The organism is Tessaracoccus terricola (genome assembly GCF_054776555.1).
In genome coordinates this window covers 558,204-579,670 of record NZ_BAAHBS010000001.1, presented here as the reverse complement: position 1 = coordinate 579,670, position 21,467 = coordinate 558,204, and the positions used below count along the sequence as shown (strand labels likewise).

The window sequence follows — 21,467 nt, the reverse complement described above, 5'->3', positions numbered from 1 at the left end:
TCACACCCCCGCCACGGCACCCGCTCCGCCCCAAGAATCCCGACGTTTCGGAACCGACCGAGGTCCGCACCGATTACGCTCACGCCATGGCCGACGAACCCACCCAGATGTCCGACGAGCAGATCGAGCTGGCCAACCAGCTCTTCGACTTCGCACGAGCCGGTGAGACGGAGAAGCTGGCCGCCTACATCGACGCCGGGGCGCCGCTCGAGATGCGCAACGCCAACGGCGACACGTTCCTCATCCTCGCCGCCTACAACGGCGCACCCGAGACCGTGGCCATGCTCATCGAGAAGGGCGCCGACCTCGAGACCCAGAATGACCGCGGCCAGAACGCTCTCACCTGTGCCGTGTTCAAGCAGGACGTCGAGGCGGCCACCCACCTGCTCAAGGCCGGCGCCGACCCCGATGCCGGCACCCCCACTGCCCGCGACACCGCCAAGATGTTCGGCTTCACCCAGTTGGACGACCTGCTCTGACGCAAAGCCCTTCGAGGCTCGCTGGCGCTCGCGCCTCAGGGAGACTGGGACGGCGGCCCTTCGAGGCTCAGGGAGACTGGAGCGGGGTCACGTGGTCCGCGACCAAGGCGCGGGCCTCGGCCAGCAGCACCGCGTCCGGGCGCGACTCCACCAAACCGAAGCGGTCGTCGTAGGCGCCGATGAAGGCCTGCTCCAGGACGTCGAGGGTGATCCCTGGCGCCTCGGTGGCGACGGCGCCGACGGACGCGGGGTCGAACGGCAACTCGAGTGCGGCGTAGACGTCGGCCAGCAGCGGACGCAGCCGGGCAGCGTCGTCGAAGATCACCACGGAGCTGAACAGCCAGGCGTCGCGCACCATGCGCTGGGCGGTGCCCACCAGCTTGACCGTGCCGCTGGCGTTGATGGAGTGGGCGCCGGGGCAGTACTCGCCGGGCACCTCGCCCACTCGGGCGTCGATGCCGAAGTCCGCCAGCACGTCGGCGAGCATCGCACCGAAGTCGCGGAAGCGGGCCTCCATGCGGCCGGGCGAGGTGGGGTCGTGCTGGACGTGGTCCAGGACGATCGTGTTGGCGGTGCATGCGACGGCGCGGCCGCCGGAGGCGCGCACCACCGGCGTGAACCCGGCGCCCCGGCAGGCCACGGCCGCGCGGGGAAAGCCGGCGCGGTTGGCGTCGCGGCGCCCGAACGCCACCATCGGCGTCGGCCGGAACACGCGCAGCGCCGACGCGACCCCACCCGTCGCGGCCCGGCGCAGCAGCGCGGTGGTGGCGGCCATCTCGAGGGCCGGGTCGGCGTCGGCGACCCGGCCGATCAGCAGGTCCATGCCTGGGCCGGTCAGCTGGGCTCGGGGTCGTCGGTGCGCGACCAACCGATGGCCACCAGCCGACGCAGGACGTCCAGGTCCACGTCGTCGAGCTTCTTCACGTAGACGCAGCCGGCGCCCTCGGTGTAGCCGCCGAGTTCGGGCAGCAGGGCAGCGCCCTCGGGGAGGTCCTTGAGCCCGTACAGCACCAGTTGCGCCTTGCGGGGCGAGAAGCCCACCTTGGGCCATTCGCCCTTGGTCCGGCCGTTGGGCGAGACGTAGCGGTAGCTGCCGTAGCCCACCATGCTGGGCCCCCACATCACCGGTTCCGCGCCGGTCACCTCGCGGAAGATATCCGCCACGCGGAGGCCGTCTTCGCGGCGGCGCGCCGGGGTGGCCGCCTGCAGGAAGGCCTGCACGTCCGCGTCGGTGGGGAGGGTCTTCTGCTCGCTCATGGACACATCGTAGGGCCGTTCCACCCGGGGGATCCGACGGACTCAGCTGCGCCCCGCCTCGTACGCCGCGACGACATCGCCCACCACTTCGCCGGGGCGCTCGGCGTCCATGACGGCCCGCACCACGGCGACACCCGCCACGCCCGTACCCGCGAGCTGTGCCACGTCAGCGGGGGTGATGCCGCCGATGGCGACGACGGGCAGCCGGGTTGCGGCGACGAGCGCCCGGTAGCCCTCGACTCCAAGTGGCGTGCGCCCGGAGTCCTTGGTGGGGGTGGGGCGGAACGGACCGGCGCCGAGGTAGTCCACCAGGTCCGCCAGTTCGTCGGCCCGGCGGACCAGCTCGAGGGTGCCGGTGGTGAGCCCGATCACGGCGTCGGCCCCCAGCAGCGCCCGGGCCGCCGCCACCGGCAGGTCGTCCTGGCCCAGGTGGACGCCGTGCACGGCCGCGCCGCACAGTCGGGCCGCGAACGCGACGTCGCACCTGTCGTCCACCACCACCCGGGTGCCGGACCCCACCGCGGCGACGGCGTCCGCGACGGCAACCGTCAGCGCCAGCAACTCCGCGGTCGAGGCTTCCTTGGCGCGCACCTGGATGGTGCCGGCACCCGCGGCGGCGGCCTCGGCGGCGGTCTCGACGGTGGCACGGCTGGTGCCAGACGTCACGAGGTAGCAGCGCAGGTCAAGGTTCATCGGCCCACCTCGTCGAGCACGTCCAGCAGGTGCATTCGGAACGAGCCCGGCCCCGGGGCGCGCCCGGCCGCCACCTCTCCCGCGACGGCGAGCCACGTCGTCGCCGCCAGGGCGCCGGCGAACCCGTCGTCGGCAACCGCGACGCAGGCCGCCGTCAGCGCCCCGAGCAGGCAGCCGGTGCCGGTCACGCGCGCCAGCATGGCGGTCCCGCGCGCGAGGCCGACCAGCCGTCGCGAGTCGAGCACCACGTCCGCCTCCCCGGATACGGCCACGACGCCGCCGGTCAGCTGCGCCACCCTCGCGGCGGCCGGCATGGCGGCATCCGAGGTCACCGTGGCGTCCGCGCCCCGTCCGCCCCGACCCTCACCGGCCAGCGCCAGCACCTCCGAGGCGTTGCCCCGCACCACCGCCGGGCGCGAGGCCAGCAGCTCGCGCGCGAGCGGGGTACGGACGGGGGCGATGCCGATGGCCGTCGGGTCCAGCACCCACGGCCGCGAGTCCCGGACCGCCGCCTCGACGGTGGGCGGGATGCCGGCCGCGCCGTCGGTGCTGAGGGTGCCGAGGTTCACCAGCAGCGCGTCGGCGACAGTGGTGAGCGTGGGTGCCTCACCGGCTGTCTCGGTCATCATCGGCCGCGCACCGGCGGCGAGCAGACCGTCGGCCACCAGACCCATGGAGACGGTGGCCGTGATGCAGTGCACCAGCGGCTGCCGACTGCGCACGGCGTCGATGACCGGTGCGGCGCGTTCCACGTCCGGGTCACTCATGCCTCCACCTGCTCCGAGGTGGCGACGTTGGCGGCGACGTCGTCGATGTCCGCGTCGATGTCCCGGGGCGACAGGCGCGGCCCGAGCAGCGCCCCGACCACCACCAGGCACCCGCCCAGCGCCACCATCACCATCACCGACGTGCGCTCCCCCAGCACGGCGGCCACCGCGGGCAGGTAGAACGGGTACAGCGCGGGCAGCACCAGCGAGAGGCTGTAGCCCATGCCGTAGCCGGTGGAGCGGACCTCGGTGGGGAACCGCTCCGACAGGTACGCCGAGACCGGGCCGTAGGCGCAGACGGTGATGACCTGCAGCAGGGCCGCCATCAGGGCGGCGCGGCCCAGCGACTCCGAAGTCACGGCCAACCACCAGACGACGGGCCCGAGCGTTGCCGCTCCGACCCCCCACACCACGAAGAGGTTCCGACGGCCGGTGCGCGAGGACAGGTGGCCGGCCAGTGCCATGACGACGGCCTGCGCCACCGACGCGACGCCCATGGCGACGGACACGCCCGTGGCGGGCAGGCCGGCGTCGGTGGCGAGCCGGGCGGTGAGCAGCAGGACCGTGCTGTTGGTCAGCAGCCACAGCCCGGTCATGAGCACGAAGACCTGCCAGAACGCCGGTGACCAGCGGCCCCACAGCAGCGCGCCCAGCCCGGCCCGTGGAGCCTTCGAGGCCTGCCGCGCGCGGCGGTGGAACACGGGGGCGTCGGCCACCTGGCGGCCGTAGTAGACCAGCATTCCCACCGACGCCAGCGCCCCCAGCCCGAACAGCAGGCGCCAGCCCCAGGCCGCGTAGGCGTCGGGGCCGAGCAGGACCAGCAGCCCGGCCACGGAGAAGGCGATGGTGGCCTGCGCCCAGGGCGCCATGGAGAGGATCAGCCCGCTCATCAGGCCCCGACGGCGGGGCGCCGACCACTCCATGGCCAGCGGGATGGCGGCCGAGTACTCGCCGGCCACGAAGATCCCGCCGAGGAACCGCAGCACGAGGATCAGCGCGACGGTGCCCGCGCCGAGCACCTCGTGGGTGGGGATGACGGCGATGGCGACGGCGCAGGCGGCGGTTCCAGCGATCGCGATCCGCGTGGTGCGGGTGCGGCCCAACCGGTCCGAGATGCGGCCGAACACGATGCCGCCGATCGGGCGTCCGAGCAGCATCGCCACGACGATCAACGCACCCGTCGACGCCGCGGCCGCCGGGCCGGCCAACACCAGCATCGCGGGCGCCAGCGCCGTCAGCGGGAGGAACATGTGGATGTTGTCCACCCAGTTGCCCACCACGCCGGCCCGCAGCGCGGCGCGGCCGGCGGGCGGGAGGGACTCGACGGCGGGGGCGGCGGTGACCGGGGCGCTCACGGCGCGACCGTCCCGGCCGTGGCGAGCTCCCGTCGGGCGGGGGCCTGTTCCCGGGGCGGCGTCGGTTCCAGCCGCAGTGCCTGTTCGAAGAACTCGAGTTCGTGCCGGCACGCGATGAGGTAGGCCCGGGCGGCCTCGGCGCGGGTCGTCGGGTCCGCCGTCGCCAGCGCCCGCTCGACGTGGACCAGAGCGGTACGGACGGAGTCCACGAATCCCGGCGCCCGGTAGGTGCCCAGCCAGCGGGCGTAGGGGTGGTCCTCCGGGACGTGGGGCAGGGTGGCGCCGGTCTGGGCGTAGAGCCAGTAGCAGGGCAGCACGGCGGCCACGCCCACGGGGTGCGGCTCCCCGAGCGTGGTGGCCAGGAGGAAGTCGGTGTAGGAGCGGGTGACTGGGCCCATGGCCCTGCCCGCCCGGTCCCCCAGCCAGGTGCGGTGCATCCCGGTCTCGGCGGCCAGGGCGGTCTGGGCGCTGCCGGCCCAGAACTCACGGGCGTCGGGCCGGTCCGCGGCCACCGACAGCGTCGCGAGCGCACGGGAGTACCGGCCGAGGTAGAGCGCGTCCTGCGAGAGGTAGAACATGAACGCTTCCTCCGGGAGGCTGCCGTCCACCAGCGAGCGCACGAAACCGGACGCCGCGATCGCCTCCGCGGTGGGCTGTCCGGCCCGCCACAGCGCCCGGGTCCAGGGACCGACCGGTTCGACGGCGGGGTCGGGTTCGCCGTCGGGGAGGTCGGGGGCGAGGTCGTCAGGCCGGTGGAGGGCGGGGGCCACCGCGTCGTCGTCGAGCCAAGGGTTGGATGCCGCGGCGGCCTGGAGGCGTCGGGAGCGGTGCGAGTGGTCCACCGGGCCGTGGCCGGAACCCACGGCCAGGGCATGGCCGTGGGCGATCGCCTCGTGCAGCCACGCCGTCGCCCAGGCGAGGGCTGCGGCCGGGTCGTCGCCGCGGCCGAGGCGGGTGGCGAGCGCTGCCGCGAGGGAGCAGCCGGTGCCGTGGGTGCTGTCGGTGTCCAGCCTGGTGGCGGGCACCGGGATACGCGTGCCGTCCGGCGAGACCCAGGTGTTGGTGACCCGGCTGGAGGCCAGGTGGCCGGTCTTGACGACGACGGCGACCCCGACGGCGCCGGCCCAGGCGGCGGCCTGGCGGAGCGCCTCGGCCTCGTCGGCCGCGGGCGGGTTGCCGGTGAGGCGGGCGAGTTCCGCGATGTTGGGGGTGACGACGGTGGCTCGGCGGCAGAACTCCACCATCGCCTGCTCCGCCTCCGAATCCAGCAGGCGGTCCCCGCTGGTGGCCACCATCACCGGGTCCACCACCAGGACCCGGGGCGGGTTGGCGTCGAGCCATTCGGAGACGGTCTGGATGTTGTCGACGGTGCCGAGCATGCCGGTCTTGACCGCGTCGATCTCGACGTCGTCGCTGACGGCCAGGAGCTGCTCGCGCAGGAACCTCGGCGCTGGGGTGTGGATGGCGCGCACGCCGTGGGTGTTCTGGGCCACGAGCGAGGTCACCACCGTCATTCCGTAGCCGCCGGCGGCGGTGATCGACTTGAGGTCTGCGGCGGTTCCGGCGCCGCCGCTGGGATCGGTTCCTGCGATCGAGAGCACGCGGGGAACGGGGGCATGGGAGACAGAAGTCACTGAGGACATCCCTTCGCTAGTACTAGCTAGATCAGGTTCCACGGGTGTGATCTCAGCGCCACATCGGGTGACGCACCCCGTGTCCAGGCCGTCAGTATAAGCAGATGCCCCGGCCCCGCCGTCGGGTCCGGGAGCGGTGGTGAGACAGGCCGGCCAGCTGCCTCCCACACGCGGCCAGCGGGTTTCGGCCCGTTCCGCAGCCGGAAACTACTGACCGGCCACGCGGTAGTGGTACTCGCCGAGCGGCTCGAACCCGAGGCCGCGGTAGAGGGCGATCGCGGGCGCGTTGTCCCGCTCCACCTCCAGCAGCACGCGCTCCACCCCGTGGGCGGCCGCCACCGCCAGCAGCGTCTCGGAAACCGCCCGCCCCAGCCCCTGCCGGCGATGCTCCGGGGCGACGGTGATGACGTTCAGCACTGCCACGCTCAACTTGCCGACCTCCGCCAGCGCGGCCCGCCCGACGGCCACCACCTCGTCGGGCTCGGCGGCCTCCGCTCCTGCCGGGCGCAGCATCACCTGGACGGCCGGGGTGGCGGCCATGATCGAGCGGGTCGCCTCCCGGGCACCCTCCCCCTCCCGGGGCGCGAGGTGCCAGGCGGCGTCGAACCAGTCGTCGTCCAGTTCCCCGGCGCGGATCTCGGCCGAGGTGTGCGGGACGAACTCGCGCGCCCCTGTCAGGGACAGGGACAAGATGGTGCTCTGGCCGGCGACGGTGTACCCGCGCCCAGCCAGGAGCGCGTCCAGTTGCGCGGGGCCGTGGGTGCTCATGATCCGGAAGCAGGCCTTGTCACCGGCCATCTCGCACAGTTGCTCGACCCGCCCGATGGCCTCCAGCAGCGCCTCGGCGTCCTCGGGTGCGTCCAGCGCGACGGCGCTGTTGGCGCGCTTGGTGACGCCGCCGGAGCGGAACAGCGCGAACCCGGCCACCTCGAAGCGCTGCAGCGGCCGCCAGCCGGCCACCAGCGCGTCCGTGAGGCGCACGCCGGTCAGCGCACGCGACGCGGACGCCTTCCCGGGGTTGCGGGACGACTTCTTGCCCGAGCTGCGGCGCGACTTGTTCACCCGCCAAGCCTACGGCTCCGACACCCCCGGGCCGGGCGGAACGCCGGTCTCAGCTGCAGCGGATGACGTAGCGGCCCAGCACCATCAACCAGCCGGAGACGTAGGGCTCGCGGCGGGCGGCGCCGTCGGGGATCTGGTCCCAACCGGAGTGGACCAGCCGCACGAGGGTGCCGTCGCCGTCGGGGGTGAAGGTGACGGTGATGCGGGTGGCCTCGTCGGCCCCGCGGGTGGGGTGCCAGGTGAAGGTGAGGGTGCTCGGCGGGTGGTGTTCCAGGACCTCACCCCAGACACTGACCTCCCGGCCCAGCCGCTCCACCACCTCGTCGCCCTCGAACGCGACGGTGGCCTCCTCGCCGAACTCGCCGTGGCTCTCCAGCGGCCACCACGAGCCGAGGTGCGCGGTGAAGTAGCGGTGCGCCGCCTCCTGCGAGCAGGGGACGTGCACCTCGTGGACGATGGGCTCTGTCGACGCTGACATGCCCCCATTATCGACCCGGTAGCCTCGCAGACGTGAGGATCGCCACCTGGAACGTGAACTCGGCCAAGCAACGGATGCCTCGGCTGCTGCCGTGGCTCGAGGAGCGCAAGCCCGACGTCGTGTGCCTGCAGGAGACCAAGCTAACCGACTCCGCCTTCCACGACCTGTTCTCCGGTCCGCTGACCGAACTCGGCTACGAGGTGGCCCACCACGGGCAGGGCGGTTTCAACGGGGTGGCGCTGTTCTCCCGCGTCGGGCTGGAGGACGTCGAGGCCAACTTCGCAGGGCAGCCCGACTACGAGGACCGCACCGAGGCGCGCGCTCTCAGCGCCACCTGCGACGGCGTGCGCGTGCACTCGCTGTACGTGCCGAACGGGCGCGAGGTGGACTCGCCCCACTACAACTACAAGCTGGCCTGGCTGGACGCGCTGGCGGCCGTGGTGGCCGACGGCCCCGCCGACGTGGCGCTGTGCGGCGACATCAACATCGCCCCCTCCGACCAGGACCTGTTCGACCCCGCCGCGTTCGCCGGCCACACCCACGTCACCGCCGCCGAGCGGCAGCGGGTGGAGGGGTTCGGACTGGTCGACGTCCTGCGCGCGCGCTGGCCGGAGCACGACAGGCTGTTCTCCTACTGGGACTACCGCGCCGGCATGTTCCACCAGGACTACGGCATGCGGATCGACCTGGTCCTCGCATCGCAGCCGGTGGCGGACCGGGTGGCCGCCGCCTGGGTGGACCGCAAGGCGCGCAAGGGCAAGCTGCCGAGCGACCATGCCCCCGTCATAGTCGACCTCGACATCGCGCCCGACGGCGACATCGGCCCCGTCGTGCCCCCGCCGTCGCGGCCGGGGCGTCGCGGCACCGGGAAGGTGAAGCTGCCGCACGCGGTGGAGTGACGCAGGTCACTGCCACCCGTCGCGGGCCCTCGGCCCACAGTCGACCCCTCAGGGGGCGACGCCGGCGACCGCCGGCTTGAACCCCGCCCGCACGTTCTCGCAACACCCCGGTCGGCAGACGTCGAACCACGGGCCCATCGACGTGGCCGCAGGGCGATCCTCGGGAGCAGTCCCCTCGAGCCGCTCCTGGACCAGGTCGACGATCCCGGACACGAACGCCGGTGCCACACCCGGGGTCGCCGATCTTGCCGCGCGGAGACCCGCCGCCTCAGCGGCCTCCAAGGCTTCGGTGTCCAGGTCCCACAGGACCTCCATGTGGTCGCTCACGAAACCGATCGGGGAGATCACGATCGCCTCGACGGACTCCGCCGGGAGCTGCTCGATGCGGTCACAGATGTCCGGCTCCAGCCACGGCTGGGAGGCAGGCCCGGAGCGTGACTGGTAGACCAACTCCCACTCGATCGCGCCGAGCCGCGCGTCCCGGCTCGCCACCCGCTCCATCACTGCGGCCGCCACGGCGAGATGCTGCGCCGCGTACGCCCCGCCGGGTCCGAAGTCACGCTCCCGCGGTCCGGAGCGTTGCGCGTCCTCCACCGGGATCGAGTGGGTGGCGAAGAGCACGCGCAGGCCGACGGCCTCGATGCCGTCGTCCAGGAAGCCCAGCAGTGATTCGACGATGCTGTCCACGTACGAGTCGACGAAGCCCGGGTGGTCGAAGAACTGGCGGATCTTGTCGATGGTGACCTTGCCGGCCAGTTCAGTCTCGGCGAGCGCGCGGGCCAGGTCCTCACGGTACTGGCGGCAACTGGAGAAGGAGCTGTAGGCGCTGGTCGCGAACGCCAGGAGCCGGGTGTGCCCCGCGTCGGCGGCCTCCCGGACGGCGTCGGGAAGATACGGCGCCCAGTTGCGATTCCCCCAGTACACGGGCAGTTCCAACCCACGTGCGGCGAGTTCGGCCTCGAGCGCAGACTTGAGGGCCCGGTTCTGGGCGTTGATGGGGCTGACGCCACCGAAGTGGCGGTAGTGCTTGGCAACCTCCTCCAGGCGCTCGTCCGGGATGCCGCGTCCCCGCGTGACGTTGCGCAGGAACGGGATCACGTCCTCCTGGCCCTCCGGGCCTCCGAAACCCGCCAGGAGCACGGCGTCGTAGTGCTGCGGACCGTTCGCGTAGGGCTCTCCGCTTGCGCAGGCGGGCGAAGCGTTCGGTACAGGTGTCTCAGGTGCCATCTCGATGTCCGTCTCTGTCAGTTCGGGCCCGGGGCCATTGTCATCCCCCGTGCAGTTGTGTTTGTTCCGCAGGTCATTTCAGCTTGTTCTCGGCCGTCGCCGTGATCCGAGCCGCCATTCCCGCGAAGATGAATCCGTGGAACGGCAGCACCGCGAACCAGTACAGGCGGCCGGTCAGTCCACGGGGGAAGAAGATCGCACGCTGCACATAGCGTGCACCGTCGGGTTCGGGAAGCGCCCGAAGTTCCAGCCAGGCGGAACCCGGCGCCCGCATCTCCGCGCGCAGCCGCAAGAGGCTTCCGGACGCATCGGACTCGGCCACCTCCACCCGCCAGAAGTCGATCGCATCCCCTACCCGCACCGAGCCGCGACTGCGCCGCCCCCGACGAAGCCCGACTCCACCGGCCAGACGGTCCAGCCAGCCGCGCGCGGCCCACAGCAGCGCCGATGAGTACCAACCGTTGTCACCTCCGACACCCACGATGACGGACCACAGCCGTTCTGCCGCGGCGGAGGTGTGCAGCTCTCGACTGTCCGTGAAAACGGTGCGGCCGGACCATTCGGGATCGCTCGGAAGCGGGTCGCTGGGTGCTTCCGGCACTGCGGCGTCCTGCCAACTGGTCTCCACCACGTCAGCGTCCAACCGTCCCAGCGCCAGGCGCACGGCGTCGCGATAGGCAGTCAGGCCCCCCTCGGGCGGCGCCACGATCTCGTCGATGTCGCGGTCCCTCATCACGCAGTCGTTCTGCAGCGACGCCACCAGTGGGCGCGCGATAGAACTGGGGACCGGGGTGACCAGATTGACCCACAGCGATGCGAGCCTCGGTGTCAGTACGGGCAGCGCCAGAATGGCCCGGCTCGGCAGGCCCGCCTCGGCGGCGTAGCCATTCATCATCTCGGCATACGTGAGGACGTCGGGTCCGCCGATGTCCAGGGAGCGGTTCGGGAACCCATCGACTCGCGTGGCACCCAGGAGATAGTGGAGCACGTCGCGCACGGCGATCGGCTGGATGCGATTGCGGACCCACTTGGGGGCCGGCATCCAGGGGAGGACGTCGGTGAGGTGCCTGATCATCTCGAATGAGGCCGAACCGGAGCCGATGACCACCCCGGCCTGGAGCACGAGGGCAGGCACCTTCGAGCGCAGGAAGATCTCTCCCACCTCGACGCGCGAGCGCAGGTGCGGGGACAGGTCGACCCCGTCGGGGTGGAGCCCACTCAGGTAGATGATCCTGCCGACCCCGTGTGCCTCTGCCGCCCTGGCCACCACAGTCGCCGCCCGCCGATCCTCCGCCTCGAAACTCGCGCCCGCACCCATCGAGTGGATGAGGTAATGGACGACATCGACGCCACGCATGGCGCGATCGACTGCGTCGGCGTCGGTGGCGTCACCTTCGACGACCTCGCACTGGTCACCCCAAGGAAACGATCGGGTGCGGACCGGTGACCGCGACAGCACGCGGACCCGGTAGCCGGCGTTCAGCAGCCTCGGCGTCAGTCGGCCACCGATGTACCCGCTAGACCCGAGGACGAGGACCCGTGGGGCCTCTCCCTGCTCCGACCCCGTTGCCCCCAACGCACTCTCGCGCCCCGTCGGATACGTGAGTTCGCTCATCTCAAGAGCATACGCGACGCTCGCGCTCAGGCCCTCTGACGACCGACCATTTCGTTGATCCAGGTCGGCGCGAAGGGTGACGTGCAGCCGGGCGAAGTGGGGTAGTCCTTCAGCACCTCCAGCCGCTCGCCGATCTCCAGCGCCCGGGCGCGCAGCGGTTCGTGGGTGATCCCGATCTGCGCCAGCGTGATGTTCATCTGCCACTGCAGCCGCTCCGGTGCTTCCTTCATCTCCGTCTCGACGACGTCCAGGAGCGCAGGGAGGTCAAGGCCGTCGGGCGTGCGGACGACACGGTCGGCGGTCAGCGCCCAGCCGGCGGCGGCCACCACCGGGTCGGAGTCTTCGAGCCACACCAGCCGCAGCTCCTCCACCTGCGGGTGCTTGCGCACCACGTAGTTGACGAGCCAGTCGTGCACCTTGGGGGCGCGGGCCTCGCGGAGCATCGCGTCCAACTGTTCCGGCGTGAACTCCTTCGGCCTGCAGATGAGCAGCGAGACGAGGCGGGCGGCGGTGTCGCCGGTGGCCCAGAGCTCCACCGCGAGCGGGTGCTGCGTCTTCAGCCGCTTCGCGACGGCACGGAGCTTGGTGAGGTTCACGCCGTGGTCGTCACCGTGACGCTCGTTCACGGCCCGCATCCTCGGGTCCTCCAGCTCGGCCAGTTCAGCGAGCACCTCGTCGACGGTCATGCGGCCTCCTTCTCCACCGCCAGCCTACGCCGGGACGGGTACGATTCTGCGGTGACCCAGATCCCGCTCGCCGCCCAGTTGTCCTACGCCTCCGTCGACCGTGGCGACGGCACCGACCCCCGCCCCGACGCACTCCGCATCCTGCGGGAACTGCGCGTCCTCTCCGCCCTGCGCGACGCCCGCGCCGAGTGGTCCCAGGACGACGAGGAGGCCGTGGTGGTGGTCGCGCTCGACGACCAGGGGCGCGTGCTCACCCTTACGGACCAGGACACCATCGCACCGGGACCCCGCGTGCCGGAACTGCGTGAGCAGTTCGAGGAGGCCGGCCTGGCCCTCTACCTCGACGACCCCGACGACGAGTACGAAGAGTTCGGCGAGGGCGAGGAATCAGACGAGGGAGAGGCTGCGTCCGAGGACCTCGACGAGGACGAACCGATCGAGGATGATTCCCCCGACGACGACAGGGAGCTGTCCGAGGAGGAACTGGCCGAGCTGTTCAAGCCCGTGCCGGTGCGCGTGCGTGAGCTGTCCCACCGCGGCCCGCTGGCCTCCCGCCTCCGCGCCACCAGCACGGGTGTGGAGGTGGCCCATTCGGAGGTCGGCGACTGGTCGCTGGCGGCGTACGAGACCACCGAACCCACCCCCGGCCTGATGTCCCCCACCCGCGCCGAGCTCCCGCTGGTGGTCCTGAACCTGCCCGCCGACGGTGGCGCGTGGTTGGAGGTCACCACTCACGGCTCCCAGCTGTTCCCCGCCTCGTTCTGGCCGGACTCCGAGCGCGGCACCGAGCTGGTGCTGGACCTCGACACCATCACGGTGCCCGCCACCCGCGAGGTCTACCGCACCCTCTTCATCGAAGGCGACGGCGTGCGTGCGGAGCTGGAGGAGGTGGCGCAGCGCTGCATCCTCGATGTCGAGCGCGCACACCTGGCGCTGAGGGCCGAGGCACTCGGTGGCGTGGTGGGGGCCGACGAGCGGCTGCAGGAACTCCTCGGTGCGTTCGGCATCCCACGCGTCCTGGTGGCGGCTGCGCTCTCCGACTCCGGCGTCGACGGCCTTGACCAGGTCCGTCGTTTTTCCCCCAAGGGCTGGCCGCGCACCGTCGCGGATGCCTTGGTGGCCGGGACGGCCGATTCCACACCCCTCACCCGACGCTCCCGCCCACTCGCGCGCGCCGCCCGCGTGGTCCGTCACCGACCGCTGCTGGGCACCGCCATCGCCGTGGGCGAGCTGGCCGCCGGCCTCCTCCTCACGCGGGTTCTTCCCGGCGGCTGGAAGGCGGTCGGCGTGGCCGTCGTCGTCGACGCCACCGTGGACCTCGGCATCTCCCTCGCCCGCACGCGCACGGACAAGACACTTCCGCCCACCGCCGGCTGACCCACCCGGTTGAGCCGCCCGTCGGTCGAGCCGCCCCGCCGGTTGAACCCTGCCCCCGGTTGAGCCCCGCCCCTCGATTGAGCCGCCCCGCCCCCGCCGGTTGAGCCGCCCCGAGCGGTTGAGGCCAGCCCCCGCCGGTTGATGCCCCGTAGGTTCACCGCCCCCCGTCGGTTGAACCGCCCCGGCGAGCGAAGCGAGCAGGGCGTGTCGAAACCACAACCCGGAGACGCCTGGCGCTCCTGATGCCCATAGTCGTGATCCGCAATTGTCAGAGGGTCCGCATAGTGTCATCGGCATGGACGCGACGAAGCGCAGTGACGGGGCCGACGGGGCCGGCTCCCGTGCTGCGCGCGGCGTCGGTGCCGCCATCGGCGCCGCGCTGCAGGCGCTGGAGCAGGTGGACCATGACCGCGAACACGCGTCGGACGCCGAGCGGCTCGAATGGCTGCTCGCGGCCCAGCAGCTCGCCCGCCGGACGGAGGCCCTCCATAAACAACTGGTGGCCGAGGCCGACGCCGCCGGCTCGTCGATGCGGCTGCACGGCACCCCCACCACATCTTGGCTCGCCCTCGACGGGAAGCTCTCCACCCGGGAGGCGGCCGGCCTCGTGAACTCGGGCAAGAAGATCTGCAGCCACCCCGAGGTGATCAAGCAGTCGCTCTCCGGCAACATCACCCCCACCCAGGCCACGGCCATCACGAAGGTGATGGACGAACTGCCAGTGACGCTGACCCCGGAGGAGGTCAAGCGCGCGCAGGACATCCTGATATCACGAATGCTGGGAACACTCCCGCCGAGGACATCCGCAAGTCCACCGGCGCCATCATCGAGCAGGTTCGCCCCTCACCCACCGAGGAGGAGCGGCTCGCCGCGGAGCAGATCCGCCTCGCCGAGCAACAGCAGCGTGCGCATCGACGCCGCAGCCTGTTCATCTGGGAGGACGGCGACGGCTCCACCAAGTTCAAGGGCTCACTGCCCACCCTGGAGGGCGAGTCACTGCGGCGGCTGATCGCCGCCTACGTCGAGACCGACCGTCGCCGCGGCCGGGACCAGGCAGACCCACGCGCCGAGGAGCGCACCCAGGAGCAGCGCCGCGCCGACGCGCTGGTGCAGTTGCTGGCGAACCACCAACAACACCGAGGGGCGCCCGGAGTCGCCGGTGATCGTCCTCGCGTCGTCGTGGTCATGCAGGAGGATTCGCTGCGCCAGCGGGCCGAGCAGGCGGGCAGGCTCAGCACCGGGCAGGCCATCCCCGCCGGCGAGCTGCGCCGCATCGTCTGCGACGCCGAGCTCGCGCCGGTGGTGCTGGGCGGCGCCTCCGAGGTACTCGACGTCGGGCGGTCCAGCCGCTTGGTCACCCCACCGGTGCGCCGGGCGCTGACGGTGCGAGACGGCAGCTGCCAGTTCCCGAACTGCGACGTCGCCGACGAACGCTGCGAGGCGCACCACATCCGCCCATGGTGGGCCGGCGGGGAGACGTCACTCGCCAACTTGGTGCTCCTGTGTCCCCATCACCACAAACTCATCGAACCCGAGCGGTTCTGGACCAACCCACGCGCGGACAGTTGGCAGGTCCGCATCCGCGACGACGGGGCACCCGAGTTCCTGCCACCCACCCGTGTCGATGCCACCCGCACCCCCATCCTCGGCAACACCAGCCGGAAGCAGTCCCCCACAGCAAGTGGGCGAGGAGACCCTGTGCAGCAGGAACTCGTACCCAGCGGCGGCGGAGGACCTCCCGACTCGGCCGGACTCCGGGACGACGCAACAGTCCTCGACGTCTGGGAGGGAGACCCGGACCTGACGGTCGGCGAGAATCCGCACGAAGGGCCGCTTCCCAGTGCCCGGAGCGCCTGAAACCACTCGCCACAACCGGTTGCAGGAGGTCGTGGGCGGGTCTAGAGTCGGGGCAGTCTCGCGAAGGAGCTGGCCGTGGCAAAGGTGACCATCTACTCAATAGCCGAGTCCCTTGGGATCGCGGCGTCGACGGTCTCCCGCGCCATGACCCGACCTGAACTGGTGAAGCCGGACCTGCGGGACCGCATCCTCGCCCGCGCCGAGGAGCTGGGCTACCAACCGAATCGGACAGCCCGCCGCCTGGCAACCGGCCTGACGGGCGCCATCGGACTGCTGGTCCCGGACATCACCAACCCGTACTTCCCACCGCTGGTCAGGGCCATCCAGACCGCAGCTGCAGCAGACGACGCCGCCACGGTCATCCTCGTCGACGCGGGCGGTTCGGCCGACGACGAGGAGGGCCTGATCAGGAGGCTGAGGACGCAGGTGGACGGCATCCTCATCGCATCGCCCCTGACCGGCGACGCGGACCTCCTCGAGGCCGTCGGAACCACCCCCGCAGTGGTCCTGAACCGCGAGATCGAAGGCATGCACTCGGTCATCGTCGACGTCACGTCGGCCCTGCACGAGGCCGCTGACCACCTGGTCTCCCTCGGACACGAACGCGTCGCACTGCTGACAGGCACCGTCGGGTCCTGGGCCGCCACCCAGCGCCGTGACGCCATCCGGGGCTGGGCGGCCGCCACCGGAGTTGCCCTTGATGAGCTCGGTCCCTTCGACGCCTCCTATGACGGTGGGGTGGAGGCGGCGCACAAGCTGCTGGAATCGGACGCGACCGCGGCGTTCGCCTTCGACGACCTGACGGCGTGCGGCGTGGTGGCCGGGCTGTCCGAGGCCGGCTGGCGGGTGCCGGAGGACCGCTCCGTCGTCGGCTGCGACGATGTCCTCCTCGCACGCGCGCTCACCCCCAACCTGACCACGGTCAGCACCCCCAACAAGGAGCTGGGCGAAGCGGCCATCGCCGCACTGCACGCTCTGATCGCAGGCGATACCCCTGCCTCCACGCCGCTGACGGGCAAGTTCATCGCACGTCGATCAACCGGCCCTGCGAACGTCGGAGGGCTCCGAGCGGTCTAGACCACCCGCTGCCCCAGCACCGTCGCCCGGACGACCCGCAAGCCACCATCGCCCTGCTCGAGCAGCACCCGGTCCCCCGAATCGGCGACGCGGTCCTCCACACCGAGAATCCTCGCGGGGTTCGCCGTTGCCATGTCCACGAGGTGCTGCTCCTCGAACGGCAGGGATCCGAGCGCCCATGCCAAGCAGTCCAACAAGCTGCTGCCGGACCCGGCCAACAGCTCGGACCCATGGAGCAGCAACCGGCCGTCACCGGTGACCTGGACGCGACCGCCCACCGGCGTCTCATGGACACCGGGATCCATCCCGGCCAGCGCTGCCGAGTCGGACGTCAGCAGGACGCGCCCCGGGCCCTTCGCACGCATCATCACGGTGGCGGTGTCGGCGGGCAAGTGGTGTCCGTCCGTGATCAGCATGGCCGTCAGCCTGTCATCGGCCAGTTGGGCCCAGATGTGGTTGGGGTGGCGCGGCAGCAGTTGCGGCGCCCCGTTGCCGAGGTGGGTGGACAACGTGGCGCCGGCGTCGATGGCGGCCAACACCTGCCCCGCGGTGGCGGCGGTGTGTCCGAGGGAGGCCAGCACCCCGCGTTCCACGGCCCCGGTAACGAAATCCACCGCCCCCGGCAACTCGGGCGCGATGGTCACGATGCGGACCAGTCCGCCGGCAGCGTCCTGCCACCGGTCGAGCTCCGCAAGGTCGGGTGCGCGCAGCGAGTCGGGGTCGTGCGCCCCCACCGCTCCCGGTTCCCCGCTGATGAACGGTCCCTCGACGTGGATGCCGGCAACGGAATGCGCCACCAGGGGATCCGCCTCGCGGGCCGAGACCACCGCACGGATCGATGCGAGGATGCGCGGCTCCGGGGCCGTGATGATCGTGGGCAGGTAGGTGGTGGTTCCCACCTCCCACAAGGCTCGGGTGAGCGCGCCGACGGTCCCGGCGTCGACGTCGGGAGCGTTGACGTCGATGCCGCGGTAGCCGTTGACCTGCAGGTCGACCAGTCCGGGTAGCTCCACCCGGCTCATCCTGCCTTGGCCTGCGCCACCCTCGTCAACCTAGAGGCAGCCACGTCGTCGAGGAACCAGTGGACATTGCCCAACTGCTGCAGACCGCTGGCGGGACAGGTCGTGGTGACCGGCCCCTCCAGTGCTGCTGCGACGGCCTCCGCCTTGTGATCACCCACGACGGTGCAGACGAGGTGCTTTGCCCTGGTGAGTGCGGAGAAGGTGAGCGACAGCGCCTGCGTAGGCACCTCGTCGACGGTTGCGAAGAGTCCCTCCTCCACCTGCTGCAAGCGAGAGGCCAGCTCCAGTTGCACGAGGCGCATCGCGGTGGGGTCATCGAACTCGACGTCGCCCGGCTCGTTGAACGCCACGTGACCGTTCATGCCGACGCCAAGGCAGGTCACGTCCAGCGGGGCGGCCCCGAGCAGTGTCGTGTAGCGCTGGATCTCGGCCTCCGGGTCCGCCCCGGCGTCGATCCGCTGCAAGCCGGGCCGTGCCTCGGCCGGGAGTCTGTCGGCCAACCACTGCCCGAAGGCCCGTGGGTGGGAGGCGGGCAGGCCGAGGTACTCGTCGAGGTGGAAGGAGTCCACGCGGCTCCAGTCCACCCGCGGGTCGGCGGTGAGGGTGGCGAGCATCTCCTCCTGCGAAGGGGCACTGGCGAACACCACCCGTGCGCGGCCCCTGCTCTCGACGGCGGACGCGATCGCCGCTGCTGCAGCGGCTCCTGCGTGCGCCCCGGGGTTGGGTGCGATCGTCACGTTGGTCATCAGTACTGCCTGCCTTGTCTGGGTTGTGGGTTGTTGCTCATCCCTTCACCGCCCCCTTCATCCCCTCCATGATGTTTCGCTGCATGAAGAGGAAGAAGATGACGATCGGGACGATGGAGATGATGGATCCGGCCGCCAGCGAGCGTTCGTCGGTGCTTCCGATTCCGGCCAGGTAGGCCACGCCCAGGGCGATCGGGTACTTCGACTCATCGTTCAGGACCACCAGTGGCCACAGGAAGCTGTTCCACACGTTGATGAAGCCGAAGATGACGACGATGGCCACCGACGGCTTGACCACCGGCAGCATCACGTTGAAGAAGATTCGGCCCTCGTGTGCACCGTCGATGACGGCGGCCTCACGGAGCTCCTTCGGGATGCCGGCGAACGCCTGCCGCATGATGAGCGTGCCGAATGCGGTCAGGAGGCTCGGCAGGATGACGCCGAGGTAGTCGTTGGCGATGCCGAGGTCACTGACGACGATGAACCGCGGGATGAGCATGACCTCGTCGGGAAGGAACATCGTCCCGAGGATGAGCATGAACATCACGTTGCGCCCCCTGAACTGCAGCGCACCGAACGCGTAGCCGGCGAGGATGCAGGTGATGGCGCTCAACGGCACGATCGTCACCACGTAGAGCAGCGAGTTCAGCAGGTACTTCAGGAGTGGGACGGTGGTGAAGGCCACCTTGTAGGACTCAAGCGAGATGGGCCACGGCAGGATCCTCGGCGGGAAACTGAAGAGGGTCTCGCCGATGGGCGTCAGGGACGTGGTGAGCAGGATCAGGAACGGCACGGCGAAGACTGCCGCGATGGCGATGAGCACCAAATAGTTGACGCTCAGCCCGGCGATCCGGCGAGGCGTCATGGGACGGCGCGCGGCCTTCTGCGCCCGACGGGTGCGCTGCATTGTCTGTGTCATGGGATGCCTTCCCTACGCCTGGTAGCGCGCACGGGTGACGCGGTAGTTGAGGATGGCCAGCAGCACCAGGACGATCCAGAGCACCATCGAGATGGCACTTGCGTAACCCATCTCGAATCGCTGGAACGCCAGGGACCAGATGTAGTAGCCCAGCGACATGGTGGAGTCCGACGGACCGCCGTTGGTCAGCACGAAGACCGAGGTGAACACCTGGGTGGCCCCCTGCATGACCAGCACCATCGTCACGGCCACGTACGGCACCATCAGCGGGACCGTGATCTGGAAGAACCGCTTCGTGGCGGAGGCGCCATCGACGCGTGCCGCCTCGTACAGCTCGCTCGGAATCGCCTGGAGTCCCGCCAGGTAGATGAGCATGTAGGTGCCCATGGACTTCCAGCCCTCGACGACGATCAGGGCGGGCAGCGCCCAGGTCTTGTCCAGCAGGAACTGGATCGGTTGGTCGATGATGCCCAGGCCCTGGAGGAACCAGTTGATGACGCCCGCGTCGTGGAAGACGTAGCGCCAGGCGATGGCCACGGCCACCATCGACGTCACCACCGGCAGGTAGTAGAGGAACCGGAACGCCCCCATGCCGCGCAGCTTCTGGTTGACCAGGACCGCCAGCACCAGCGGGATCACGACGGTGAGGGGGATGAGCCCCACCAGGTACCCCAGCGAGTTGAGCGCCGCGCGCCAGAACCGGGTGTCGCCCAGCATCCGCGTGAAGTTCTCGAACCCCACCCAGACGGTCGGCTTGATGATCGAGTAGTCGTAGAACGACAGCTGGACGGCAAGTACCGCCGGCCACACGAAGAAGACCGCGAACAGCGTCATGATCGGCAGGACGAACAGGTACGGCACGTACCAGGGCGTCATCCGGATGCCGCGACGCCGCGGTGGCGGGGCAGCCCGGGGGCCGTCGTCCCGGAGCTGGGCCCCAGGACGACGGTCCGCGGTCATGGTCGGCGGAGCCATGGGCTCAGGAGCTCCGTGGGGCGGAGTCGAGCTGTGCCTGCCACAGGGCCTGCTGTTCCTCGAGCGCCGGGAGGGGGTCCTCACCGCTACGCATGACCTCCTTCATCTTCTCGATGAAGTCCTGCCGCACCTGGTCCGGAACACCGGCCGGCAGCGGGACGGTGGTGTCGACGGCGTTGGAGAAGTTCTCCACGATGATCGCCCGTGCCTGTTCCTCCGGGGTCTCACCGGGGTTCTCGGTGAACAGCGGGGCCTCCAGCGTTTCGTGCGTGGAGGGGAAGATCGGCACCAGCTCGCAGAAGGCGAGCTGCGCCTCGGCACTGGTCACGAACTTGATGAACTCGGCGGCGGCCGCCTTGTTCTCGGACTGCGCGGGAATGGAGAAGCCCATCTGCCCCGGCAGCTGGTCGCGCCCCTCGGTGTCCCGGGGCGACGTGGTGACGTAGATGTCGTTGTAGGCGTCGGGCGCGTTGTTCGCCAGCGTCGTGATCTGGCCCGGTCCCATGTCCGCGACGAAGGCGATCTGGCCGTTGTCGATGGTCTGCGGCTCGTCGGTGTCCGCGGCGGTGGCGCCGGGGGCGATGGCGCCACTGGCGTAGGCGTCCTGGAACAGCTTGACGAAGTCGGCAGCCTCCTGCGTCGCGAACGTCGCCTCGGTGAGGTCGTCGTTGACGAAGTCGATACCCATCGCCTGCAGCACCCGCAGGCTCGGGTCGGCATTGGTGCCGTAGGTGCCCGTGGTCTCGTGGACCTCTGCCGCCAGTTCCAGCACCTCCTGCCAGGACTGCGGCGGGTTGGCCGGGTCGAAGCCCACCTCGTCCACGATGGACTTCCGGTAGACCCCGACGAGTGTTCCCGAGTTGTACCAAGGGATCCCGAACAGGCCGTCGGAGGTCCGGAAGCCGTCCAGGAGCCCCGGCTGGTAGATGCCGAGTTCCTCCTCGCTGAAGTGGTCCTCCAGCGGGGCCAGCGTAATCGCCAGCTGGCCGAAGTTCTTCATGTCGATGTTGACGGCGTCGGGGACGTTGCCGCTGGCCAGGGCGGCGAGGTACTTGGTCTGCATCTCCGCTCCCGGGACGTCCACCCAGTTGATGGTGACCTCCGGGTTGGCCTCCTCGAAGTCGGCGATGATGCCGTCGAAGTAGTCCTGGAAGTTCTTGCGCAGGTTGATGGTCCAGAACTCCACCTCCCCACTGAGTTCACCGTCTGCCGCGACCGACTCCTCCGCGCCGGGGTCGGCCGGCTGGCCTCCCCCGCCGACGCATCCCACCAGTGCGAGGCTGGCGGTCACGAACGCACCGGCCACTGCCCGGCGGGTCCTGCTGGAACGTGCTGTCATTTC

At 70.7% G+C, this 21,467-nt stretch carries 22 protein-coding genes and 1 riboswitch; of the genes, 6 read left to right on the top strand and 16 right to left on the bottom strand.

Going from position 1 to position 21,467, the window contains the following annotated elements:
* The first annotated feature begins 86 nt into the window (after positions 1 to 86).
* On the top strand, positions 87 to 479 hold the full coding sequence (locus tag ACYU7G_RS02555) for an ankyrin repeat domain-containing protein (protein WP_461104439.1): 393 nt from the start codon (positions 87 to 89) through the stop codon (positions 477 to 479).
* Positions 480 to 546: 67 nt separating this feature from the next.
* On the opposite strand, the gene ACYU7G_RS02550 is transcribed toward ACYU7G_RS02555, so the two are convergent.
* The 8 genes from ACYU7G_RS02550 to ACYU7G_RS02515 all read right to left on the bottom strand — a co-directional run bounded on the left by ACYU7G_RS02550 (position 547) and on the right by ACYU7G_RS02515 (position 7,725).
* Positions 547 to 1,302, bottom strand: coding sequence for a lipoate--protein ligase family protein (locus tag ACYU7G_RS02550; protein WP_461104437.1), 756 nt, complete (start codon positions 1,300 to 1,302; stop codon positions 547 to 549).
* A gap of 11 nt (positions 1,303 to 1,313) precedes the next feature.
* Positions 1,314 to 1,736, bottom strand: a complete 423-nt coding sequence (locus ACYU7G_RS02545) for a DUF1801 domain-containing protein (protein WP_461104435.1) — start codon at positions 1,734 to 1,736, stop codon at positions 1,314 to 1,316.
* A 42-nt stretch (positions 1,737 to 1,778) separates the two neighbouring features.
* Entirely contained in the window at positions 1,779 to 2,429 is a 651-nt protein-coding gene (locus ACYU7G_RS02540; RefSeq protein WP_461104433.1) for a thiamine phosphate synthase, read from the bottom strand.
* A complete protein-coding gene (gene thiM / locus ACYU7G_RS02535; protein ID WP_461104431.1) occupies positions 2,426 to 3,196 on the bottom strand; it encodes a hydroxyethylthiazole kinase in 771 nt (256 codons plus the stop codon). The genes ACYU7G_RS02540 and thiM overlap by 4 nt, the downstream gene beginning before the upstream one ends.
* On the bottom strand, positions 3,193 to 4,551 hold the full coding sequence (locus tag ACYU7G_RS02530; RefSeq protein WP_461104429.1) for an MFS transporter: 1,359 nt from the start codon (positions 4,549 to 4,551) through the stop codon (positions 3,193 to 3,195). The genes thiM and ACYU7G_RS02530 overlap by 4 nt, the downstream gene beginning before the upstream one ends.
* The gene (locus tag ACYU7G_RS02525; RefSeq protein ID WP_461104427.1) at positions 4,548 to 6,194 is read right to left on the bottom strand and encodes a bifunctional hydroxymethylpyrimidine kinase/phosphomethylpyrimidine kinase; all 1,647 of its coding nucleotides are present in this window, start codon (positions 6,192 to 6,194) and stop codon (positions 4,548 to 4,550) included. Before ACYU7G_RS02525 ends, ACYU7G_RS02530 begins: the two co-directional genes overlap by 4 nt.
* Positions 6,177 to 6,275, bottom strand: a riboswitch (TPP riboswitch). Its footprint overlaps the gene before it by 18 nt.
* Positions 6,276 to 6,392: 117 nt before the next feature.
* Positions 6,393 to 7,247 carry a GNAT family N-acetyltransferase gene (locus ACYU7G_RS02520; protein ID WP_461104425.1) on the bottom strand — a complete coding sequence of 285 codons (855 nt, stop codon included), beginning with the start codon at positions 7,245 to 7,247 and terminating at the stop codon, positions 6,393 to 6,395.
* A gap of 49 nt (positions 7,248 to 7,296) precedes the next feature.
* Positions 7,297 to 7,725 (bottom strand): SRPBCC domain-containing protein, encoded by a 429-nt coding sequence (locus ACYU7G_RS02515; protein ID WP_461104423.1) that lies wholly within the window; start codon positions 7,723 to 7,725, stop codon positions 7,297 to 7,299.
* Positions 7,726 to 7,757: 32 nt separating this feature from the next.
* On the opposite strand from ACYU7G_RS02515, the gene ACYU7G_RS02510 reads away from it, so the two are divergent.
* On the top strand, positions 7,758 to 8,624 hold the full coding sequence (locus ACYU7G_RS02510; protein ID WP_461104421.1) for an exodeoxyribonuclease III: 867 nt from the start codon (positions 7,758 to 7,760) through the stop codon (positions 8,622 to 8,624).
* Between the two features lie 48 nt (positions 8,625 to 8,672).
* Here the strand turns inward: ACYU7G_RS02510 and ACYU7G_RS02505 are convergent, their stop codons facing one another.
* The 3 genes from ACYU7G_RS02505 to ACYU7G_RS02495 form a co-directional block, all read right to left on the bottom strand.
* On the bottom strand, positions 8,673 to 9,851 hold the full coding sequence (locus ACYU7G_RS02505; protein WP_461104419.1) for a ferrochelatase: 1,179 nt from the start codon (positions 9,849 to 9,851) through the stop codon (positions 8,673 to 8,675).
* Between the two features lie 73 nt (positions 9,852 to 9,924).
* A complete protein-coding gene (locus tag ACYU7G_RS02500) occupies positions 9,925 to 11,427 on the bottom strand; it encodes an SDR family oxidoreductase (protein WP_461105136.1) in 1,503 nt (500 codons plus the stop codon).
* Between the two features lie 65 nt (positions 11,428 to 11,492).
* A complete protein-coding gene (locus ACYU7G_RS02495) occupies positions 11,493 to 12,152 on the bottom strand; it encodes a DNA alkylation repair protein (RefSeq protein ID WP_461104417.1) in 660 nt (219 codons plus the stop codon).
* Positions 12,153 to 12,203: 51 nt separating this feature from the next.
* Here ACYU7G_RS02495 and ACYU7G_RS02490 point away from each other — a divergent pair, with 51 nt between their 5' ends.
* From ACYU7G_RS02490 to ACYU7G_RS02475, 4 genes are all read left to right on the top strand, one after another.
* Entirely contained in the window at positions 12,204 to 13,529 is a 1,326-nt protein-coding gene (locus ACYU7G_RS02490; protein WP_461104415.1) for a hypothetical protein, read from the top strand.
* Positions 13,530 to 13,824: 295 nt separating this feature from the next.
* Positions 13,825 to 14,538, top strand: a complete 714-nt coding sequence (locus ACYU7G_RS02485) for a hypothetical protein (protein WP_461105156.1) — start codon at positions 13,825 to 13,827, stop codon at positions 14,536 to 14,538.
* Positions 14,454 to 15,386, top strand: coding sequence for an HNH endonuclease signature motif containing protein (locus tag ACYU7G_RS02480; protein ID WP_461105134.1), 933 nt, complete (start codon positions 14,454 to 14,456; stop codon positions 15,384 to 15,386). Before ACYU7G_RS02485 ends, ACYU7G_RS02480 begins: the two co-directional genes overlap by 85 nt.
* Positions 15,387 to 15,461: 75 nt before the next feature.
* Entirely contained in the window at positions 15,462 to 16,463 is a 1,002-nt protein-coding gene (locus ACYU7G_RS02475) for a LacI family DNA-binding transcriptional regulator (protein ID WP_461104413.1), read from the top strand.
* Here ACYU7G_RS02475 and ACYU7G_RS02470 read toward each other — a convergent pair.
* Genes ACYU7G_RS02470 through ACYU7G_RS02450 form a run of 5 tightly spaced genes read right to left on the bottom strand, consistent with a single transcriptional unit; the run spans position 16,460 to position 21,464 of the window.
* Positions 16,460 to 17,476, bottom strand: a complete 1,017-nt coding sequence (locus ACYU7G_RS02470) for an N-acetylglucosamine-6-phosphate deacetylase (RefSeq protein ID WP_461104411.1) — start codon at positions 17,474 to 17,476, stop codon at positions 16,460 to 16,462. The genes ACYU7G_RS02475 and ACYU7G_RS02470 overlap by 4 nt on opposite strands.
* Positions 17,477 to 17,481: 5 nt before the next feature.
* On the bottom strand, positions 17,482 to 18,231 hold the full coding sequence (locus ACYU7G_RS02465; protein WP_461104409.1) for a 6-phosphogluconolactonase: 750 nt from the start codon (positions 18,229 to 18,231) through the stop codon (positions 17,482 to 17,484).
* A 37-nt stretch (positions 18,232 to 18,268) separates the two neighbouring features.
* Positions 18,269 to 19,150: a carbohydrate ABC transporter permease gene (locus ACYU7G_RS02460; RefSeq protein ID WP_461104407.1), complete on the bottom strand. Its 882-nt coding sequence runs from the start codon at positions 19,148 to 19,150 to the stop codon at positions 18,269 to 18,271.
* A gap of 12 nt (positions 19,151 to 19,162) precedes the next feature.
* Positions 19,163 to 20,125 carry a carbohydrate ABC transporter permease gene (locus ACYU7G_RS02455; protein ID WP_461104405.1) on the bottom strand — a complete coding sequence of 321 codons (963 nt, stop codon included), beginning with the start codon at positions 20,123 to 20,125 and terminating at the stop codon, positions 19,163 to 19,165.
* 4 nt (positions 20,126 to 20,129) lie between these two features.
* Positions 20,130 to 21,464 carry an ABC transporter substrate-binding protein gene (locus tag ACYU7G_RS02450; protein ID WP_461104403.1) on the bottom strand — a complete coding sequence of 445 codons (1,335 nt, stop codon included), beginning with the start codon at positions 21,462 to 21,464 and terminating at the stop codon, positions 20,130 to 20,132.
* Positions 21,465 to 21,467 lie beyond the last annotated feature (3 nt).

Excerpts from the sequence above, each read along its gene's own strand:
- ACYU7G_RS02555 (WP_461104439.1), top strand. The coding sequence starts at position 87 with ATGGCCGACGAACCCACCCAGATGTCCGACGAGCAGATCGAGCTGGCC.
- ACYU7G_RS02550 (WP_461104437.1), bottom strand. The coding sequence starts at position 1,302 with ATGGACCTGCTGATCGGCCGGGTCGCCGACGCCGACCCGGCCCTCGAG.
- ACYU7G_RS02545 (WP_461104435.1), bottom strand. The coding sequence starts at position 1,736 with ATGAGCGAGCAGAAGACCCTCCCCACCGACGCGGACGTGCAGGCCTTC.
- ACYU7G_RS02540 (WP_461104433.1), bottom strand. The coding sequence starts at position 2,429 with ATGAACCTTGACCTGCGCTGCTACCTCGTGACGTCTGGCACCAGCCGT.
- thiM (WP_461104431.1), bottom strand. The coding sequence starts at position 3,196 with ATGAGTGACCCGGACGTGGAACGCGCCGCACCGGTCATCGACGCCGTG.
- ACYU7G_RS02525 (WP_461104427.1), bottom strand. The coding sequence starts at position 6,194 with ATGTCCTCAGTGACTTCTGTCTCCCATGCCCCCGTTCCCCGCGTGCTC.
- ACYU7G_RS02515 (WP_461104423.1), bottom strand. The coding sequence starts at position 7,725 with ATGTCAGCGTCGACAGAGCCCATCGTCCACGAGGTGCACGTCCCCTGC.
- ACYU7G_RS02505 (WP_461104419.1), bottom strand. The coding sequence starts at position 9,851 with ATGGCACCTGAGACACCTGTACCGAACGCTTCGCCCGCCTGCGCAAGC.
- ACYU7G_RS02495 (WP_461104417.1), bottom strand. The coding sequence starts at position 12,152 with ATGACCGTCGACGAGGTGCTCGCTGAACTGGCCGAGCTGGAGGACCCG.
- ACYU7G_RS02485 (WP_461105156.1), top strand. The coding sequence starts at position 13,825 with ATGGACGCGACGAAGCGCAGTGACGGGGCCGACGGGGCCGGCTCCCGT.
- ACYU7G_RS02465 (WP_461104409.1), bottom strand. The coding sequence starts at position 18,231 with ATGACCAACGTGACGATCGCACCCAACCCCGGGGCGCACGCAGGAGCC.
- ACYU7G_RS02460 (WP_461104407.1), bottom strand. The coding sequence starts at position 19,150 with ATGACACAGACAATGCAGCGCACCCGTCGGGCGCAGAAGGCCGCGCGC.
- ACYU7G_RS02455 (WP_461104405.1), bottom strand. The coding sequence starts at position 20,125 with ATGGCTCCGCCGACCATGACCGCGGACCGTCGTCCTGGGGCCCAGCTC.
- ACYU7G_RS02450 (WP_461104403.1), bottom strand. The coding sequence starts at position 21,464 with ATGACAGCACGTTCCAGCAGGACCCGCCGGGCAGTGGCCGGTGCGTTC.